Source organism: Kitasatospora sp. NPDC097605, assembly GCF_040302725.1.
In the GTDB taxonomy this organism is placed as follows: domain Bacteria; phylum Actinomycetota; class Actinomycetes; order Streptomycetales; family Streptomycetaceae; genus Kitasatospora.
The window spans coordinates 23230-42140 of the sequence record NZ_JBEOSF010000043.1; the positions used below are offsets into that span (position 1 = coordinate 23230).

Annotated in this window: 14 protein-coding genes; 10 read left to right on the forward strand and 4 right to left on the reverse strand. The window is 76.4% G+C overall.

Translation table 11 applies throughout. From position 1 onward, the window contains the following. Positions 1 to 523 precede the first annotated feature (523 nt). Positions 524 to 2215, reverse strand: coding sequence for a translation initiation factor 2 (locus tag ABTX81_RS33225; RefSeq protein WP_350553434.1), 1692 nt, complete (start codon positions 2213 to 2215; stop codon positions 524 to 526). Positions 2216 to 2995: 780 nt separating this feature from the next. Further along, positions 2996 to 3886 carry a LysR family transcriptional regulator gene (locus ABTX81_RS33230; RefSeq protein WP_350553436.1) on the reverse strand — a complete coding sequence of 297 codons (891 nt, stop codon included), beginning with the start codon at positions 3884 to 3886 and terminating at the stop codon, positions 2996 to 2998. A 129-nt stretch (positions 3887 to 4015) separates the two neighbouring features. On the opposite strand from ABTX81_RS33230, the gene ABTX81_RS33235 reads away from it, so the two are divergent. The 5 genes from ABTX81_RS33235 to ABTX81_RS33255 all read left to right on the forward strand — a co-directional run bounded on the left by ABTX81_RS33235 (position 4016) and on the right by ABTX81_RS33255 (position 8360). Further along, entirely contained in the window at positions 4016 to 4990 is a 975-nt protein-coding gene (locus tag ABTX81_RS33235) for a DMT family transporter (protein WP_350553533.1), read from the forward strand. 9 nt (positions 4991 to 4999) lie between these two features. Next, on the forward strand, positions 5000 to 6391 hold the full coding sequence (locus ABTX81_RS33240; protein WP_350553438.1) for a sensor histidine kinase: 1392 nt from the start codon (positions 5000 to 5002) through the stop codon (positions 6389 to 6391). Continuing rightward, the gene (locus ABTX81_RS33245; protein ID WP_350553440.1) at positions 6379 to 7044 is read left to right on the forward strand and encodes a response regulator; all 666 of its coding nucleotides are present in this window, start codon (positions 6379 to 6381) and stop codon (positions 7042 to 7044) included. The genes ABTX81_RS33240 and ABTX81_RS33245 overlap by 13 nt, the downstream gene beginning before the upstream one ends. A gap of 101 nt (positions 7045 to 7145) precedes the next feature. Further along, the gene (locus tag ABTX81_RS33250) at positions 7146 to 8093 is read left to right on the forward strand and encodes an SPFH domain-containing protein (RefSeq protein ID WP_350553442.1); all 948 of its coding nucleotides are present in this window, start codon (positions 7146 to 7148) and stop codon (positions 8091 to 8093) included. Between the two features lie 9 nt (positions 8094 to 8102). Continuing rightward, the gene (locus tag ABTX81_RS33255; RefSeq protein ID WP_350553444.1) at positions 8103 to 8360 is read left to right on the forward strand and encodes a type II toxin-antitoxin system antitoxin; all 258 of its coding nucleotides are present in this window, start codon (positions 8103 to 8105) and stop codon (positions 8358 to 8360) included. Between the two features lie 566 nt (positions 8361 to 8926). Here ABTX81_RS33255 and ABTX81_RS33260 read toward each other — a convergent pair. Then, entirely contained in the window at positions 8927 to 10090 is a 1164-nt protein-coding gene (locus ABTX81_RS33260; RefSeq protein WP_350553446.1) for a glycosyltransferase family 4 protein, read from the reverse strand. Continuing rightward, the gene (locus tag ABTX81_RS33265; protein WP_350553448.1) at positions 10087 to 11235 is read right to left on the reverse strand and encodes a glycosyltransferase 87 family protein; all 1149 of its coding nucleotides are present in this window, start codon (positions 11233 to 11235) and stop codon (positions 10087 to 10089) included. The genes ABTX81_RS33260 and ABTX81_RS33265 overlap by 4 nt, the downstream gene beginning before the upstream one ends. A gap of 543 nt (positions 11236 to 11778) precedes the next feature. On the opposite strand from ABTX81_RS33265, the gene ABTX81_RS33270 reads away from it, so the two are divergent. The 5 genes from ABTX81_RS33270 (at position 11779) to ABTX81_RS33290 (ending at position 18900) form a co-directional block, all read left to right on the forward strand. Next, positions 11779 to 13122: a GNAT family N-acetyltransferase gene (locus ABTX81_RS33270; RefSeq protein WP_350553450.1), complete on the forward strand. Its 1344-nt coding sequence runs from the start codon at positions 11779 to 11781 to the stop codon at positions 13120 to 13122. Beyond that, on the forward strand, positions 13017 to 14384 hold the full coding sequence (locus tag ABTX81_RS33275) for a pyridoxal-phosphate dependent enzyme (RefSeq protein WP_350553452.1): 1368 nt from the start codon (positions 13017 to 13019) through the stop codon (positions 14382 to 14384). Before ABTX81_RS33270 ends, ABTX81_RS33275 begins: the two co-directional genes overlap by 106 nt. 114 nt (positions 14385 to 14498) lie before the next feature. Then, positions 14499 to 15287, forward strand: a complete 789-nt coding sequence (locus ABTX81_RS33280) for an aminotransferase class IV (protein WP_350553454.1) — start codon at positions 14499 to 14501, stop codon at positions 15285 to 15287. A gap of 167 nt (positions 15288 to 15454) precedes the next feature. Next, positions 15455 to 16252: an ABC transporter ATP-binding protein gene (locus ABTX81_RS33285; RefSeq protein ID WP_350553455.1), complete on the forward strand. Its 798-nt coding sequence runs from the start codon at positions 15455 to 15457 to the stop codon at positions 16250 to 16252. Next, entirely contained in the window at positions 16249 to 18900 is a 2652-nt protein-coding gene (locus ABTX81_RS33290) for an FtsX-like permease family protein (RefSeq protein WP_350553457.1), read from the forward strand. Before ABTX81_RS33285 ends, ABTX81_RS33290 begins: the two co-directional genes overlap by 4 nt. Positions 18901 to 18911 lie beyond the last annotated feature (11 nt).

Genomic DNA, 18911 nt, shown 5'->3' on the forward strand with positions numbered 1-18911 from the left:
GGGTCCGACTTCTGGATCTGCTCACGGCGCAGCAGGGGCTTCTATGCGCGTAGAATCCCCTGGTTGGCGTGGGAAGTCGGCGGGGTCGACTTTTCAATCTGGCCGGCTGCGGAGGGCTGGCGGACTGGAGCAGGAAGTCGGCGGGTCTCACTCTTGGGCCCGTGCGCGGTGCGCCCGGGCCTCTATGTGCGTAGAGGCGCGCCGGGGGGAGCATGGGAAGTCGGCGGGGTCGCCTTTTCAATCCGGCCGGCCTGAGGGGCGATGGCGGGAAGCAAGGGTGGAGTAGGAAGTCGGCGGGTCCGACTTTTGGATCCGCTCGCAGTGTGCGCGTGGGGTCTATGCGCATAGAACCGTGCGCGGGGGCGTGGAAGGTTGACGGAGTTGGGTTCTGGGTGCCGTCGGCGAGGTGGTGCGCGGTGCAGCAGGGGAGGGTGTGGAGTGGGAAGTCGGCGGGTCCGACTTTTGGATCCGTGCGCGGTTGGCCAGCCGGGGATTCTATGCGCGTAGATGGTGGTGGGGCTGTTCAGAGGAGGTGGTGGAGGTCGGTGGGGGTGGGTGGGGTGAGGTGGAGGGGGTGGGGGGTTCCGTCGATTCGGAGGGTGAGGGTTGAGGGGTGGGGGTGGGCGAGGCCGCTGAGGGCGGTGTGGAGGGCGGAGAGGGCGGCGGCGGGGTCGGTGTAGCGGACGCGGCCGGGGGTTCGGTGGGGGGCGATCCGGAGGGTGAACGGCTCGCCGTCGGGGCGGCGGACCAGGCAGTGGGTGGGGGAGAGGATGACGGCGGCGGTGCGGCAGCCCGGGTGGTCGGCGAGGGCCTCGGCGGTCCAGTCGGCGGCCGTGCGGTACTCGTGGTGGCGGGCGGCGTCCGACGGCGGGATGCTGTCCGCCCGGCGGTAGAGCAGCGCCGCGCTCTGGGTCTCGCGGATGTCGGCGCGGCCGTACTCGGCGGCCAGGTGGTGGTACGGCAGGTCCGTCCATGGCGGCAGGCGGTCGATGTCGACGACGACGGTGCCGTCGGCGGCCCGTCCCGACCGGGCCCGGACGGCGAAGGCGGCCGGGGTGCGGGGCGCGGCGGGCGGGGAGGCCAGTGGACGCGGCTGGGCCGGCCACGGCGGCGGGGCCAGGCCGAGCAGCTTGTACAGCTCCGGGCCGAGCGTCGCCAGGGCCTGCCCGGGGAGGGCGAACGCCGCCTCGGCGAACCGGCGGGTGCCCGCCGTGGCTGGCTGCGCGGCGAGGACGGCCGCCGCGTCGTCGCCGGACGGGTCGAGCCGGGGCGCGGCGGCGAGCAGCCGGTCCATCGGGCTGCCCGGGACCAGCTCGGCGCCGCCGTCGCAGACCGCCACCACGGGCCGGTCGAGCGCCGCCGCGTAGAGCGCCGTCGAGCCGTGGTCGGTGACCACCGTGTCGCCGGCCACCACCAGCGCCGCCCACTCCTCGTACGGCCCGGCCAGTACCAGCCCGGCGTCCAGGGCCGGCCGCAGTCGCCGGGCGAGGTCGAAGGAGCCGGTCCGGCTGTACTCGTTGGGGTGCACGACCAGCGCCAACTGGTAGGCGTCGTGCGGGAGTCGGCCGGCGAGCCGGGCGGGGAGGTCCGGGTGCCGGGCGAGCAGCGACTCCGGACCCCAGGTGGAGGAGAGCACGACCAGTCGGCGCGGCCCCGTGCCGAGCGCTGACCGGAACGCCTCGCGCCGGTCCAGCGAGGCGAGGATCCGGTCGAGCGTCGGATCGCCCGCCACCAGCGCCGTCGCCCCGGCGGGCGGGCACTGTGCGGCGAGCCGGGCCACCTGGTCGGGGTGGGCGAGGGCGTGCAGGTCGGCGACCGGGCGCTCGTCGGCGGTGAGCAGGAACGCCGGGTCCAGGCCGGACGGGAGGTGCGGCGAACCTTCCTCGGAGAGCGCCTTGTTGAACCCGGCGCCGTGCGGCAGCAGCACCTTGGGACCGCGCAGCGCGGCCAGCTCACCCTTGGGGCTGGCCGTGAGGATCAGGTCGTGGCGGCCGGCCAGTGCCTCCGGCCAGGACAGGCAGCGCGCGCCGGACGACTCGACGGCGGCCAGCGCGTCGGTGTCGAAGGCGGAGCCGGGGACGAGGGTGAAGCGGCAGCGGACCCGGGCGTCGCCCTCGAAGACGGGCAGCAGGTCCAGCAGCCGGTGCAGCGCGGCGGCCGATCGGACGGCGAACAGCACGCCGCGCGGGGCGTCGGGCGGCGTCACCGGGTCCACCGGCCGGGTGCTGAGGCGAGGGGCCAGGGGCTTGCTGGCTTGCTGGCTTGCTGGCTTGCTGGCTTGCTGGCTTGCTGGCTTGCTGGCTGAGTTTCGCGCCTATCACGGCTCAGCGGCCTCCGTCGAGCCGCGCCGAGCGGATGCTCGGGTGGCTCGGGGCGGTGCGGTGATGGCGCGGGCATAGGGGCGATGGTAACCGGCGGACCGCCGCGCGGGCCGGACCGCGCAGATCCCCACCCGGCTCCGCCGCCACTCCATCCAGGCCCCCGTCGATCGGACGTTCCGTCAGTCGGATCCGAATCTACGGGAGCGCCGCGCGCGGCGTTCGGGCAGGTCGGACCGCAGGCGAGGCGGCGAGGTGGTCGACGGCGTCGCGGTGGTGGCAGGCCGGTTCGGGGTGGGGCACGCCGGTGGCGCTGATTGTGGTGCCGCCCGGGGGTGGGGGTTGGGGCGGAGGGCTTCGAGGTGGTGATCGCGGACAGTGTGCCGAGGCGGCAGGCCGGTTCGGGGCGGAGCACGCCGTCGGCAGTGGCGGTGACCGTGTGAGCGTGGTGCCGCCCGGGTAGGGGCGCCCCGGTGCCGGGGGGAAAGCGGTCAGGAGGCGGTGAGCCACCTTGCTGGGCCGCCGATCTGTGCCCAGGAGGAGCCGTTCCACTGGAGGACGCCGGTGCCGCCGGGGGGGCGACGCCGGTGTGGAGGGGGCGGGTTCGAGCGGGACCGGCGGCTGCGGGGGATGTGGCCATGCCGGGGCGCATCCTGGACCGGGCGGGGGCGAGCGGGTCAGTGTGGGCCGGTCGCCCCGGGGGCGCCGTGCACGGTTGCCAGCAGGCCCGTCACCGCCGGCGACCACGGCCGGCTCGCCGGGCCGGTGAGGGTGAGCGTTCGGTGTGCGGCCGGTCGGATCGGGACGAGCACGCAGTCCGCCGGCAGCATCGGCTGCGCCAGCGCCGGCATCACCGACACCCCCACCCCCGCGTGCACCATGCCGATCAGCGTGTTGAGGTCCCGGATGCGGTGCCGCGGCGCGAAGCGGACGCCCGCCCGGCGGTAGGCGTCGCGGATGTGCCGCTCGCAGCCGCCCTCGGAGAGCAGGAAGTCGTCGTCCTCCAGGTCGGCCACGTCGACGCCCTCCTCGCCGGCGAGCGGGTGGTCGCGGCGCAGCAGCGCGTGCATCGAGTCCGCGTCGAGCGCGACCGCTCCCGGCGGCACCGGGTCCGCGTCCACCAGGACCGCCGCGTCGACCGTGCCGGCCTCCAGCCAGACGCCCAGTTCGTCGTCCTCGCCCTCGAACACCCGGACCGTGAGCCGGGGGTGTTCGGTGCGCCAGTCGCGCAGCAGCCCGGGCAGCAGGCCCTGGCAGACGGTGGTCGGCGCGGCCAGCCGGACCGTCCCGGTCAGGCCGCCCGAGTGGTGGGCGGCGATCGTCCGGACGGCGGTGGCGGAGGCGACGGCCGTCCGGGCGTGCGGCAGGATCCGCTCGCCCAGCGGGGTCGGCCGGGCCGGGGCGCCCCGGTGCAGGACGGGCGCGCCGAGCACCCGTTCCAGCGCCGCCACCGCGTGCGAGACCGCCGACTGGCTCACGCCCAGCTCGGCCGCCGCCGCCCCGAAGCCGCCCGCGTCCGCCACCGCGACCAGCGCCCTGAGCTGGGCGAGGTTCACCTCCGTAGCCATGAGACTTCCTCATCCGTGCCGCACCATCACTTGTTGGACTCATGGTCGGGCGACCCGTCACCCTCTGTCCATCGACGCGCGGTGCGGCGTGAGCGGTAGGACCGGAAGGCGGGTGGACGGGTGGACGGGATGGGACGGCGCTGGTGGCCGGGGTTCATGGCCCTGTCGGCGATCTGGGGGGCGAGCTTCGCCCTGATCAAGGTCGCGGTCGACGCGGGGGTGCCCCCGCTCTGGGTGGCGGCCTGGCGCTGCCTGCTCGGGGCGGCCGCGCTGTGGGCGATCCTCGCCGCCCGCCGCGAGGCCGCCCCGCGCGACCTCGCCACCTGGGGCCACAGCGCGGTGGTCGCGCTGCTGCTGAACGCGGTGCCGTTCGTGCTCTTCTCCTACGGCGAGACCCGGGTCAGCTCGGTGCTGGCCGGTGTGATGAACGCGACCACCCCGCTGTTCACCCTGCTCTTCGCGCTCGCCGTGGTCCCCGGGGAGCCGCGTCCGGGGCAGCGCCGGATCGCCGGGCTCGTCCTCGGCTTCGCCGGGGTGCTCACCCTGCTCGGGGTCTGGCACGGGTCCGCCCCCGCGTCCGGCTCCGGCTCGGGGTCCGCGGTGGTGACCGGCGGCCTCGCCTGCCTGGCCGCGACCTGCTGCTACGGCGCCGGCTTCGCCTACCTGCGCCGCCACCTCTCCGCCCGCCCGCACTCGGCCGCCGCCCTGTCCGCCGCCCAGATCACCTGCGGCGCCGCCGAACTCGCCGTCGCCGCCCCGATCGCCGCCGGTGTGCCGCACTGGCCGGGCGCCGGTGCTGGGGCGGCCCTGCTGGTGCTCGGCGCGCTCGGCACCGGTGTCGCCTACGTTCTCAACCTCGACCTGGTCCGCGCCGCCGGGACCGCCGTGGCCGCCGCCGTCACCTATGTGACACCGCTCTGGTCGACGGCGCTCGGCGCGCTGCTGCTCGCCGAACCCGTCGGCTGGAACACCCTGGTCGGCGGCCTCGCCGTGATCGCCGCCGTCGCGCTCACCCGCCGGCCGCCCGCCGCCCCGGACGACGGACGGCGCGGCCCCGGGCGCACCGGCCGCCGGAGCCGGAGGGAGCGTCAGCCGGTCGGTTAGGGTGGCCCGATGGGCACGGGGCGGGCGACGGAGGAGTACGTCGAGGCGGACGGCACGGCCGACACGCCGCCGCCGTCGCCCTCGTCCTCGTCCTCGCCGGACGTCGCCGTCCAGGCCGCGCTGCGCGCCCGCCCGCTCCGCTTCCCCTTCACCGGCGACTCGCTGCGCTGCTGGGCCTACCTGGTCGGCGGCGCCCTGATGGGGCTGGTGGTGGTCGTCCTGCTGGCCGTCCTCACCGTCCTCGGCCTCGGGCTCTCGGTCATCGGCGTCGGCCTGCCGCTGCTCCTGGCGGTCGCCCTCTCGGGCCTGCCGGTCGGCGCCCTGGAGCGGCGACGGCTGCGGCTCGTCGAACCGCTGCCGGTGCCCGACCCGCACCGCGCGCTGCCCGGGGCCGGCCGTCGCGCCCGGATCCGGACCCGGGTGCGCGAACGCGCGACCTGGCGCGAACTCGCCCACACCGTGCTCGTCGGTCCGCCGCTCACCGTCGCCGGATTCGGCCTCATCGCCCTGCTGGTGTTCTCCGTGGCACTGGTCATCAGCCCCGTCGTGGTCTGGGCGCTGGCCCCGGAGACCGTCATGCTGATTCCCGGCCACGCCGTCCCCGGACCGCTGGAGGCGCTGCCCGCCACCGCCGTCGGCCTGGCCGGGCTCCTGCTCGGCAGCTACGCCGCGGCGCTGCTCACCACCGTCCACGTCCGGCTGGCCCGGCTGCTGCTCGGCCCCCGCGAGGAGGACCTCGGGCGGCAGGTCGTCGAACTGACCCGCTCCCGGGCCCGGCTGGTGGACGCCTTCGAGGCCGAGCGGCGCCGCATCGAACGGGATCTGCACGACGGCGCCCAGCAGCAGCTCGTCGCCCTCACCATGACCCTCGGCCTGGCCGCCCACGAGCTGCGCGAACGCGCCGACGCTCCGGGCGGGGCTGCGGACGGCGACCCGGTGCTCGACCTGGTCGACCGGGCCCGGGGCGAGGCCCGGCAGGCGTTGGAGCAGCTGCGCGGCCTGGTCCGCGGCATCCACCCGCAGGTGCTCACCGACCACGGGCTGGCCGCCGCCGTCACCGAGGTCGCGCTGCGCCACCCGATCCCCGTCGAGGTGGACCTCGACCTGCCCGGACGACTGCCCGGCCCGGTCGAGTCCACCGCCTACTTCACCGTCACCGAGGCGCTCACCAACGCCGCCAAGCACAGCGGCGCCACCGCCATCACCGTGCACGGGCGGATGGTGGGCGGCCGGCTGGTGCTCCAGGTGACCGACGACGGCCGCGGCGGGGCCGACCCGGCCGCCGGGGCCGGGCTCCAGGGGCTGGCCGACCGGGTGGCGATCCTGAGAGGACGGCTGATGGTGACGAGTCCGAGCGGCGGGCCGACCCGCCTCCGGCTGGAGGTGCCGTGCTCCGGCTAGTCATCGCCGAGGACGCCGTGCTGCTCCGGGCCGGCCTGGTCGAACTGCTCACCCGGGGCGGCCACGAGGTGGTCGCGGCCGTCGGTGACGCGGACGCCCTCGCCGCCGCCGTGGACGCGGACCGCCCGGACGTCGTCGTCACCGACGTCCGGATGCCGCCCGGCTTCCAGGACGAGGGACTGCGCGCCGCCCTCGACCTGCGCGAACGCCACCGCGGCCTGCCCGTCCTCGTCCTCTCCCAGTACGTGGCCACCCCGTACGCCACCCGGCTGCTCGGCGCGGCGGGCGCGCAGCGGGCCGGGCTCGGCTACCTGCTCAAGGACCGGGTGGGCGAGGTGTCCGAGTTCCTGGACGCGCTGCGCCGGGTGGCGGCCGGGGAGACCGTGATCGACCCGGACGTGGTCCGGGTGCTGCTCCGGCAGCAGTCCGCCGACCGACCGATCACCCGGCTCACCCCGCGCGAGCGCGAGGTGCTGGGGCTGATGGCGGAGGGCCTCAACAACCAGACCGTCGGCGCCCGGCTGAGCATCACCGAGGCGTCGGTGGTGAAGCACTGCGGGAACATCTTCATGAAGCTCGACCTCGACCCGGTCGAGGGCAACCGCCGGGTCCTCGCCGTCCTGGCCCACCTCGCCGACCTGCGCGGCGAGTAGTCCGGCCGAGCAGTGGTCGACATCGGGGAGTGGCCTGGCGGCGCAAAAAAGTGTTATCACTTTGCTATCGGATGCCGATGCTCGCCGAAGGAGTCGCTCCCATGACCACACCGCGTGTCCCCGTCGAGGACGGCCTCGTTCTGGACCTCCCGGCCCCGGGGATCAGCGAACGGGTGATCACCGGGCGGGCCGGCCTGCCGATGCTCGGCGCGACCCTGCTCGGTCTGGTCGCCGGGGTCGGGGCCGCCGTCGCGGGTGGCGTCCAACTCTCGGACGGCAGCCGGGGGCTGGGAATCGCGCTGGTGGCCGTCGGGCCGCTGGTGGCGCTCGGCTCGCTGCTGATGACGTTCGGCCTGACGGTGGTCTCGCCCGGCGAGGCCCGGGTGGTCCAGCTGCTCGGGCGCTACCGGGGCACCGTCCGCACCGCGGGCCTGACCTGGCTGAACCCGTTCACCAACCGGCACCGGATCTCCACCCGGATCCGCAACCACGAGACCGAGACCACCAAGGTCAACGACGCCGACGGCAACCCGATCGAGATGGCCGCCGTGGTGGTCTGGCAGGTCGAGGACACCGCGATGGCGGTCTTCGAGGTGGACGACTACGCCGACTTCGTCGCCATCCAGACCGAGACGGCCGTGCGGCACATCGCCACCAGCTACCCGTACGACGCCCACCAGGAGGGCCAGTTGTCGCTGCGCGACGGTGCGGAGGAGGTCGCCCGCAAGCTCTCCGCGGAGATCGCCGCCCGGGTCGCCTCGGCGGGTGTGCGGGTCGTGGAGTCCCGGATCACCAGGCTCGCGTATGCTCCGGAGGTCGCGCAGGTGATGCTCCAGCGTCAGCAGGCCGGGGCCGTGGTCGCGGCACGCCGACTGATCGTCGAGGGCGCCGTCGGCATGGTCGAGGAGGCGCTGGACCGGCTCGCCGAACGCGATGTCGTGGACCTGGACGAGGAGCGGAAGGCCGCCATGGTGAGCAACCTGTTGGTGGTGCTCTGCGGCGACCGCGGCACCCAGCCCGTCGTGAACACGGGCTCCCTCTACCAGTAAGGCGAGGCCTTGGCGACGGAACGGAAGAAGCTCCTGTTGCGACTGGACCCTTCAGTTCACGACGCGCTCGCCCGTTGGGCCGCGGACGACCTGCGCAGCACCAACGCGCAGATCGAGTTCCTGCTCCGCCGCGCCCTCGCCGACGCGGGCCGGATGCCCGGCGGCGCCGCCCGGATCCCCCGCCGCGGCCGCCCGCCCAAGCAGGGCCCGGATTCCGGAGCTTCGGCCGAGGACCCCTCGGAGCAGGACGGTTCAGGCGGGTCCTGACCGGACGGACTCCCCGTCAACTCCACGAGCCATCCGCCTATTTGCGTCGGGAGCTCCCTGGTGGCCTGAGCCGGAGATTCGCCGCCGAATCTCCGGCTCAGGCCACACGCCGTCTCCGCCGGCGGCCGGCGGGTGCGGATGGGGGCCGGCGGACCGGGAGGGTGGCGTGGGGGCGCTGCGCCGGGCGTGCTGGTCGGTCGGGCGCGGACGGATGTGGCGGGGTACTTGGGCTGCGTGGTGTCGGTCGGTTCGTGGCTGGGGTTGGGGCTGTCGGCCGGCGGGTGTGGATGTGGGGTGGGGGCGGCGGGCCAGGCCGGCGGTGAGAGGTGTTGCGCCGGGTGCTGTTGGTCGGTCAGGGGTGCGGACGGACGTGGCGGGGTGATCCGGTGGGCGGTGCTGGTCGGTTCGTGGCTGGGGTTGGGGCTGTCGGCCGGCCGGCCGGTGTGGATGTGGGGCGGGGGCGGCGGGCCGGGCCGGCGGCGTGGGGGTGCTCCGGTGGGTGGTGTGGGTCGGTCCGTGGCCTGGGCCGGTGCGGTTGGGGCCTTGGTCGATGGCCCGAGGTGATGTCATGGGCTTGTTGAGGGGGAGTGGTTGATCGGGGCGTGGGGCGGGGTGAGGCTTTCCCCGGTCAGGAGGGTGGTCAGGCGGTGGGCGGTGGTGTCCCAGGACCACTCGGTGCGGACCCAGGTGCGGCCGGCGGTGGCCATGCGGGTGCGGTCGGGGGCGGGGGCCTGGAGGATGCGGGTGATCGCGGTGGCGACGGCCGACGGGTCGCGGCCGTCGACGACGGTGCCGTTGACGCCGTCGAGCACGGCGTCCGGGGCGCCGCCGGAGCGGCCGACGACGACCGGCAGGCCGGCGGCGGCGGCCTCCAGGAAGACGATGCCGAGGCCCTCCGCCTCCAGGCCGGCCCGGCGGGTGCGGCAGGGCATCGCGAAGACGTCGGCGGCGGCGTAGGCGGCGGGGGTGTCGGCGTGGTCGCGGCCGCCGGCGAAGACGACGGCGCCGGGGGCGGTGAGGCGGCGGGCGAGGTCGCGCAGGCGACGTTCGTCGGGCCCCTGGCCGACCAGGACGAGCACCGCGCCCGGCACGGCGCGGCGGATCAGCGGGAGCGCTCGTATCAGGGTGTCCTGGCCCTTGCGGGGGACGAGCCGCGCCACGCAGAGGATCACCGGTGCCTGCGGGTCGGCCTCCCGGGGGCGCGGGCGGAACAGGTCGGTGTCGACGCCCGGGACCAGCCGTTCGAGACGGGCCGAGGGGCCGAGGGCGGGGGCGATCCGGTTGCGGGTGTGGTCGCCGAGGTAGGTGACGACGTCGACGCTGTCGCCGATCCTCCGCAGCAGGCGCCGGGCGACGGGGGTGCGGGCCCACCAGATCTCGTGGCCGTGGGTGGTGGCGACGGTGCGCCGGATGCCGGGGGCCTGCCGGCGCAGCGCCGGGGTCATCGCGGCGAGCGGGGCGGCGGCGCCGAACCAGACCCGGTCGCAGCCGTGCGCCCGGGCGAGTTCGGCGGCCCGGCGGGTCACCCGGGGAGTGGGGAGCAGCATCCGGGCCCGGTCGCGGACCACCGGGAACGGGAGCGCGGCGTCGTGGCGGGCGGCGCCCGGTTCGCCGGAGGTGTAGACGACGACCTCGTCGGCGGGCAGCCGGGTGGCCATCGCGTGGACGAAGGTCTCGATGCCGCCCTGCCGGGGCGGGAAGTCGTTGGTGACGATGAGCGTGCCGGTCATGGGACGGTGACCACCTGGGGTGTGCGGGTGCGGGTGCGGGTGCGGGTGCGGTTGCGGGGGGCGGCGGCCGGGACGGACCGCGGGAGGGTGCGGCGCGGCGGGCGCGGGAGCCGGGTGAGGCGCGGGAGCAGGGCCAGCACGGCGGGCAGGGCGAGGTAGCCGTAGCGGCCGGCGGGGGCGAGCAGGAACGCCAGGGCGAGGCCGAGGGCGAGCCGGTCGGCGGCGGCGAGGGCGTCCCGGGGCGGATGCCGGACGAGGGACGCGGCGACGGACAGCCCGGCGAGCAGCAGCAGGGCGAGCGCCGCGTACCAGCCGCCCGGGCCGAGGTCGGCGAGCAGCCGGCCGGGCAGCGGGCTGCTCGCCGGGGTGGGCAGCGCGCCGCGACCGGTGGGGAACGCGAACACCTGCTCCACCAGTGGCCCCGGTGCGCGCAGGGCGCACGGCAGGACGAGCGCGGCCGTGCCGGTGACGGCAGTGGCGAGCACCCGCAGCGCGGCCCGGCACCCGACGGTGGCGGCGAGCAGGGCGACGGCCACCGCGACAGCGGGCCAGGCCGTCCACTTGAGCGCGCAGGCCAGGGCGAGGGCCGACCCGGAGGCGAACGGGCGGGCCCGCCCGGCCAGGGCGAGAGCGAGCACGCAGAGGCCGGTCAGTGGCAGGTCGACCCCGCTGACGCAGAGCGGCAGCGCGACCAGCGGCGAGGCGACGAGCGCGGCCACCGCGAGAACGGGCACGTTCGGGCCACCGGCTGCGGCCACGCCGGCCACGCCGTCCGCGCGCACGCCGTCCCGACGCACGCCGCGCGGTCGGACGGCGGTGGCCAGGCAGCCGAGGAACGCGGCGGCGCACCAGAGGCGGGCGTCACCGAGCAGTCTGGCCGGCCATCCGTCCGCGCCGAACAGGGCGCGGGGCAGCCCGAACAGTGCCATCCCGGGCAGGTAGGGGGTGTACTCGGCGACCGTCTGCGGCTCGGCCAGGTACGGCGTCCCGTGCCGGAGCAGCAACTCGCCCGACCGTTCGATGACGGCGACCTCGCTCTGCCCCTGCCCGGCCACGACCAGGACGAGCAGCGGCGCGAGCACCGCACCGGCCAGCGCGACCGTCACCGAGCAGGCGCGCGCCCACCGCGAGGGCAGCGCGAGCACGGCGATCGCCGCCGCCAGGTACCCCGCGGCCGCGAGCAGCCCCCAACTCCGGTGCGGCCCCAGCCCGGAGGCGAGCGGGAACGCCCCCGCCCACCCGGCCGCGACCAGCCACCCGCCGCACCACAGCGCCCTCCGCCCGCCGGGTGGGCGGGGCGGACCGGAGGAACCCGGTGGACGGGGGACGCGGTGGAGACGCTGGAGGCGGTGCGCACGGCCGGGACGGGAGGCGTGGCCGGGAACCGACGAACGTGGGGTACGGATGCGGTGAATCAGCACCACTTCATTGCAGCGGTGCTGGTCAGCGAGGTCATGACGGTCAGGTCGAGTCCTCTGGTCGGGTTTCCCCTACCACCGGGCGGGCCGCCGTGGCGGTCCGCGCGTCCGGAGGATCGCGTCGTGGGTGCGGTCGCGGCGCATGGGGGTGGGTTCCTCCTCGTGAGTCGTTCGTCAGTCGGCTTTCCGAACAAGGGAATTCGTATCCGATCTCACGTTCGGTGTCCACTGAATTACATTCGGTGCCGATTGCTCGCTATCGTGAACCGCATGGCGAGGTCCTGGGATGCGGCGGCCGGGCGGGCGCAGGAACGGTTGGCGGCGGCGCCCGGGGTGCGGGCGGTGGGGGAGGACGAGGGGCGTGGGTTCGCGCTCCGGGACCTCGCCTCCTGCGCCGAGGGCGAGTTGGGCGAGCACATCGACCCGGAGGCGATCGGCCCGGCCGAGGAGCGCCGGCTGCGCGAACGCCTCGGCGAGAGCGGCCGCGAGTGGCCCGGCGGCGAGCTGTACCGCCGTCGGTACTGGCTGCTGGACGACCGGTCGGGCGAGCCCGCCGGCACCGGTGCGGCCGAGCCCGTCGGCACCCTCGCCGTGGACAACTGGACCAGAGGCCCGGGCCAGTTGGCCGTCTCCTCGCTCTACCTCCGCCCCTCCGCCCGCGGCCGCGGCCTGGCGGCGGCCGCCCTCGACCGGGTCTACCGCGCCGCCACCGCCGAGGGCCTGCCCGGCTACCGGCTGCAGGCGCACTGGACCTGGCAGCACGCCGTCCGCTACTACCTGCGGCGCGGCCTGTGGGTGGTCTCCTGGAAGCACGCCCTCGGCCTCGCCCGGATGCCCCAACTCCCGCCCTACCGCGTCCGCGAGGAGGACGGCCGGCTGGTGCTGCTGGTCGCCGACCGCCCGTGCCCCGACCCCGACGGGGCCGTCTGGACGCCGCTGCTCGCCGCCGCGAGCGAGGGCGGCCGGCTGCGCCTGGACGAGACCGCCGCCTACCGGCAGGCCGACGGCTGGGTGCACGGCTACGCCCGCTCGACGCTCGCCCTGCACCTCGCGCTCGCCGGCCGCCCGCTGGTGCGCGGCCCGCAGTGGTGGGCGGAGGCCTGGCGCTGGGCGGACACCGGCGAACCGGAGGGCCTCGCCTACCGGATCGCGCAGTTCGAGGAGTACGCCCGCGCCCAGGGCCGCACGGTGGCCACGCCCTACCGGCCCCCGGCCGTCCCGGTCGGCGTTCCCCGGCCCGCGGAGGAGCCCCGGCCCGCGCAGGAGCAGCACCACCCCGACACCACCGCCCCCCCGCCCGCCGGACGGCGCGTCGACCCGCTGAGTCCCCCGGACGGCCCACCCCGCGCGACCCGGCCTACCGGCGTGCCGCACTGGGCAGGCTCCGCCGGACGCCCGCGTCGACTTCGCCCACCGGACACCGAGTTGAGGAGCCCGCCATGCCCCCAAGGCCTCTGCCCACCAGCCCCCTGCCCCCCAGCCCCCTGCCTCCCAGGCCCGCGCCCGCCGTGCACGAATCCGTCCTCGACGCGATCGGCGGGACCCCGCTGTTCCGCCTCGCCCGGCTCGGCGCCGGCCTCGCCGCGCCGGTCTACGCCAAGGCCGAGTTCCTGAGCATCGGCGGCAGCGTCAAGGACCGCGCCGCGCTGTCCATGGTGCTGGCCGCCGAGCGGGACGGGCGGCTGGCGCCCGGCGGGACGATCGTGGAGGCGACCTCCGGCAACACCGGCATCGGCCTGGCCATCGTCGGCCGCCAGCGCGGGTACCGGGTGATCGCCGGGGTCGCCGACCGGGCAGCGCCGGAGAAGGCGGACATCCTGCGGGCGTACGGCGCGGAGGTGGTGCTCGCGCCGACCGCGGTGCCGCTGGAGGACCCGGCGCACCTGTTCAACGTCGTCCGCCGGCTCGCCGAGGGGACCCCCGGGGCCTGGCTCGCCGACCAGTACGACAACCAGGCCAATCCCGATGCCCACGTCCGTACCACCGGCCCGGAGATCTGGGCGCAGACCGGCGGCCGGGTGACCCACTTCGTGGCGGGGGTCGGCACCGGCGGCACCATCACCGGCACCGGGAGCCATCTGAAGGAGGCCTCCGGCGACCGGGTCGAGGTGATCGGCGCCGACCCCGAGAGCTCGGTCTACGGCGGCGGTGACGGCAGCCCGTACTACGTCGAGAGCATCGGCCACTTCATCCACCCCGACACCGTCGAGGACCGCTGGCCGCAGGCCTACCGGAAGGACGTCGCGGACGCCTTCGAGCGCATCCCGGACCGCGAGTCGCTGCTGACGGCGCGCCGGCTCGCCCGCGAGGAGGGCATCCTGGCCGGGCCGTCCTCCGGCACGGCGGTGGCGGCGGCGCTGCGGGTGGCGCGCCGGCTGGGGCCGGAGGACCTGGTCGTGGTGCTGCTGCCGGACTCGGGCCGCTCCTACCTCTCCAAGGTGCACAGCGACGCCTGGATGCGGCAGTGGGGCTTCCTGGAGGAGCCGCAGAGCCTGCGGCCGCTGCTCGCCGACGCCGGCCCGCTGGTCACGGTCGACGCCGGCGCGACGGTCGGGGAGGCGGTGCGGGCGCTGCGCGGCGTGCCGGGCGACGTCGCGCCGGCTGTCCTGGCGCGGGTCGCGCGCCCGTACGGGGTGAGTGCGGCGGAGGTGGTCGGCTCGGTGTCCCGGGAGGTGCTGGCGGCGGCGCTCGCGGACGGCACCGCCGGGCCGGACGCCCCGCTGGGCGCCCTGCTCGGTCCGGCGCTGCCGGCGGTGGGTGTCGGGCAGTCGCCGGCGGAGGCCCGCGCGGCGCTCGGGGCGGCGCACCCGGGTGTGCTGGTGCTGGTGGACGGCCTGGCCGCCGGCGTGCTGCCGCGCCCGGCACTTGCCCCGTAGGCCCGGCACTTGCCCCGTAGGCCCGGCGCTCGGCGCGTAGGCCCGGCGCTCGCCCCGTGGGCCCGCCGCGAGCAGGCCCACCGCGGCGGGGGGCGCCCTGCGAAACTCGACACCATGGCAGAGATCGAGATCGACGGCGCCCCCGCCGACCCGGCCCGGCTGGCGGCCCTGGGCCTGCTCAACTACGGGCACTTCACCACCCTGCGCGCCGAGGCCGGCCGGGCCCGGGGCCTCGCGCTGCACCTGGACCGCCTGGTCCGCGACTGCCGGACGGTGTTCGGCGCCGAGCTCGACCGGGCGGAGGTCCGCGCCCGGATCCGCCGGGCGCTGCCGGCCGACGGCGCGCCGGTGATCGTCCGGGTCACCGTGTTCGACCCGGCGCTAGGCCTGGAACGCCCCTCCGCCCCCGCCGTGCCCCACCTGCTGGTCACCACCCGCCCGGCGCCGGCCGCCGCGCCCGGGCCGCTGCGGGTGCGCACCGCCGCCCACCGGCGCGAGCTGCCGGAGGTGAAGCACGTCGGCCTGTTCGGCCTGCTGCACCAGCGCCGGCTCGCCCAACTCGACGGCTACGACGACGCCCTGCTGCTCGACGAGGCGGGCCGGATCGCCGAGGGCGCCACCTGGAACCTCGCCCTGTACGACGGCCGCGCGCTGGTCTGGCCGGACGCCGCCGCGCTGCCCGGCGTCACCGCCGCCCTGCTGGCCGGCGCCCACCCCGGCCCGCAGCGGCGCGAGCCCGTCACCACGGACGACCTCGGCCGGTTCGTCGCCGCCGTCGCCGTCAACGCGGGGGTCGGCGTCCGCCCGCTCGCCGCGATCGACGGCACCGTCCTCGACCCGGCCCACCCGGTGGTCGCCGGCCTGCGCGCCGCCTACGAGGGGGTCGAGCCGGAGCGGATCTGACCGGCGGCGCGCGACCGGGAACGCGCGCCCCTGGCGTCACCCGGGGGCCGGACGGGGGGTTAACCCCACCCCGGGTCCGCCAGCGGCCTGGATGGTCCGCCGTCCCCCGCCTTCCTAGCCTGGAACACGTCGACGACCGGCGACGATCCACGAAGGAAGGCCCCACCATGGCACCCCGCCGTTCCCGCCCCCAGCCCGAGCCGACCGGGCGCCCCGCCGCCCACGCCGCGATCGAGCTGCGCGGCGTCCGGCGCAGCTACGGTCGGGGCGGCGAGACCGTGCACGCCCTGCGCGGCATCGACCTGACGCTCGGTCACGGCACCTTCACCGCCGTCATGGGGCCGTCCGGCTCGGGCAAGAGCACCTTCCTGCAGTGCGCGGCCGGCCTGGACCGCCCGACCGCCGGCGAGGTCTACCTGGGCGGCGAGGAGATCACCCGGCTGAGCGAGGACCGGCTCACCAAGCTGCGCCGCAACCGGATCGGCTTCGTCTTCCAGTCCTTCAACCTGCTGCCCTCGCTGACCGTGCTGCAGAACGTGCTGCTCCCGCAGCGCCTCGCCGGGGAGCGCCAGGACCGAGCCAAGGCCAAGGAGTTGCTCGCCCAGGTCGGTCTCGGCGACCTCGGCCGCAGGCGCCCCGGTGAGCTGTCCGGCGGTCAGCAGCAGCGGGTGGCGATCGCCCGCGCGCTGATCACCGCCCCGGACGTGCTGTTCGCGGACGAGCCGACCGGCGCGCTGGACACCACGACCGCGCACGAGGTGCTCGGCCTGCTGCGGCGCGCCGTGGACACCATGGGCGCCACCGTCGTCATGGTGACCCACGACCCGGTGGCCGCCTCGTTCGCCGACCGGGTGGTCTTCCTGGCCGACGGCGCCTTCGCCGACGAGCTGTACCACCCGGACCCGAAGACGGTCGCCGACCGGATGGTCAGCCTGACCGCGCGCCCGGTGGGGGCGGCGGCATGAGCAACGGACTCGCCCGCGCCTCGGTGCGCTTCCGTCCGGCGTCCTTCGCCGGCACCTTCGTCGCGCTGCTGTTCGCCGCCGCCGTGATCATGGGCTGCGGCACGCTGCTGCAGAGCGGCATCACCGCCTCGGTGCCGTCCGTCCGGTACGCCGAGGCACCGGTCGTGGTGGCCGCCGATCCGAACGTCACCATCACCTACAAGAAGAACGACGACTCCGACACCCACGAGCAGCCGCTGTCCGAGCGGGCCCGGGTGGACGCGGGGCTGGTGGCCAGGATCGCCGGCCAGCCCGGCGTGGCGGCCGCCCGCCCGGACACCGCCTTCCCGCTGCAGAACGCCGGGCAGAACGCCGGGCAGAACGCCGCGCCGAACGCCGCGCCGAACGCGGAGTCCCAGGGCCCGGCGAGCCCGCTCACCGGCCGCGGCTTCGCGGCGCTCGGCATCGCCGGCCCGCAGGACAAGCTGGTCGAGGGCCGCGCACCCGGCGCGGGGGAGGTCGTGCTGGACGCCGACACGGCGCGCGCCGCCCACCTCGCGCCGGGCGCCACCGTGGCGCTCACCGCCCCCGGCGGCACCGGCGGCTACCGGATCTCCGGCCTCGCCGCCTCCCAGCAGGCGGGCCCGACCGCCTGGTTCGCCGACGAGCAGGCCGACCGCCTCTCCGGCCACCCCGGCCGGGTCGACGCCATCGCCGTCCAGCCCCGCGAGGGCGTGGACCGCAAGACCCTGACCGCGCAGGTGAAGCAGGCCGTCGGCGGCGCCGCCGAGGTGCTGACCGGCAAGGGGCGCGGCGTCGTCGAGCAGCCCCTGCTCAACGAGGCCAAGGTGATGCTGATCGCGCTCGGCGGCTCCTTCGGCGGCACCGCCACCATGACCGCCGTGTTCGTGGTCGTCTCCACCGTCGCGCTGGCGACCGGTCAGCGGGCCCGCGAGTTCGCCCTGCTGCGCGCCGTCGGCGCCACCCCGCGCCAGATCCGCCGCACCATCGCCACCGAGGCGATGCTGGTCGCGCCGCTCGCCGCCACGCTCGGCATCCTGCCCGGCGTGGGCCTGGCCCGCTGGTGGTTCGACGGGATGGTGGAGCGCGGCGCCGTCCCCGCGGACGTCGAGCTGTCCGTCGGACCGATCCCGATGCTGGTCGCCGTCGCGGCCTGCACGCTCGCCGCCCTCGCCGCCGGCTTCTTCGCCGCCCGCCGCCCGGCGAAGATGCGGGCCAGCCAGGCGCTCGGCGCGGCCGCGGTCGAACCGGCCCGGCTCGGGATCGTCCGCACCCTCCTGGGCGTGGTCTTCACGGCCGGCGGCGTGGTGCTCGCCGGGGTCGCCGCCGGTCTGGACGGTGAGAACGCCGCCAACACCGCGCTCGGCGTGGTGATGTCCTTCCTGGTCGCGGTCGCACTGCTCGGCCCCTGGGTGGCCCGCGCGGCGGCCTGGGTGCTCGGCCTGCCGCTGCGGGCGGGCGGCGCGCCCGGCTCGCTGGCGGCCGACAACAGCCGCGCCAACGCCCGCCGGCTGGCCTCCGCGATCACGCCGATCGTGATGGTCACCGCCTTCTGCGGCACCCTGCTGTTCATGCAGAGCACCATCCGGTTCGAGACCGGCGAGCAGGTGCGCACCGGCATCACCGCCGACCACGTGCTCGGCAGCACCGGCCCCGGCCTGCCCGTCGCCGTACCGGGAACGTCCGGCACGTCCGGCACGTCCGGCACGTCCGGAGCGCCCGCCACGCCCGGCGTCGTCGAGCAGGCGGCCAAGGTGCCCGGTGTGGACGCCGCCGTCGGCGTGCTGCGCACCGGCATCGTCTACCGGACCGGCGACCAGCTGCTCTCCGCCACCGCGCTGGGCCTCACCGGCGACCCGTCCCGGCTGCCCAGGGTGCTCGACCTGGGCATGCGCAGCGGGTCGCTGGACGACCTGGGCCGCGCCGCGGGCACCGTCGCGCTCTCCACCGACCTGGCCTCCGCGCTGGACGTCGAGGTCGGCGGGCAGCTCGCGTTCTGGCTCGGCGACGGCACGGCGGCGAAGGCGCGGGTGGTCGCCACGTACGAGCGCGGGCTCGGCTTCGGCCAGGTGCTGCTGCCCCGGGCGGCGGTCGCGGAGCACGTCACCGCCGCGTACGACAGCCAGGTGCTGGTCGCGGACGCGCCCGGCGCCGACCGGGCCGCGGTCGCCAAGGGGCTGGCCGGCCTCGGCGTCCCCGGTCTGACGGTGACCGACCGGGCGGGTTTCGCGGCGCAGGCCGACAAGTCGCAGGAGATGGGCTCCTGGGCGAACACGGTGATGGCCGGCGTGCTGGGCGGGTTCGCCGCCGTCACGGCCGCCAACACCCTGGTCATGACGGTGCTGGACCGGCGCCGCGAGGTCGCGCTGCTGCGGCTGGCCGGCACCACCCGGCGGCAGGTGCGCCACATGATGCGCTGGGAGGCGCTGCTGGTGGCCGCGGCCGGTCTGGGCGTCGGCTCGGTGATCGCCTGGCTCACCCTGGTGCCGATCACCCGGGGCATCGTCGGTGCGGCGCCGCACATCCCGGCCGGGACGGCGCTGCCGCTGGCGGCCGGCGCGGTGGTGCTCTGCCTGGCCGCGACGGCCCTGCCGGCCCGGGCCCTGCTGGGGACCAGCCCGGTCGCCGCGAGCGGCGGGCGGCAGTAGGGCCGGTGGCG

Coding starts and splice junctions, on each gene's coding strand:
- ABTX81_RS33240 (WP_350553438.1), top strand. CDS start 5,000: ATGGGCACGGGGCGGGCGACGGAGGAGTACGTCGAGGCGGACGGCACG.
- ABTX81_RS33250 (WP_350553442.1), top strand. CDS start 7,146: ATGACCACACCGCGTGTCCCCGTCGAGGACGGCCTCGTTCTGGACCTC.
- ABTX81_RS33230 (WP_350553436.1), bottom strand. CDS start 3,886: ATGGCTACGGAGGTGAACCTCGCCCAGCTCAGGGCGCTGGTCGCGGTG.
- ABTX81_RS33235 (WP_350553533.1), top strand. CDS start 4,016: ATGGGACGGCGCTGGTGGCCGGGGTTCATGGCCCTGTCGGCGATCTGG.
- ABTX81_RS33260 (WP_350553446.1), bottom strand. CDS start 10,090: ATGACCGGCACGCTCATCGTCACCAACGACTTCCCGCCCCGGCAGGGC.
- ABTX81_RS33290 (WP_350553457.1), top strand. CDS start 16,249: ATGAGCAACGGACTCGCCCGCGCCTCGGTGCGCTTCCGTCCGGCGTCC.
- ABTX81_RS33285 (WP_350553455.1), top strand. CDS start 15,455: ATGGCACCCCGCCGTTCCCGCCCCCAGCCCGAGCCGACCGGGCGCCCC.
- ABTX81_RS33280 (WP_350553454.1), top strand. CDS start 14,499: ATGGCAGAGATCGAGATCGACGGCGCCCCCGCCGACCCGGCCCGGCTG.
- ABTX81_RS33270 (WP_350553450.1), top strand. CDS start 11,779: ATGGCGAGGTCCTGGGATGCGGCGGCCGGGCGGGCGCAGGAACGGTTG.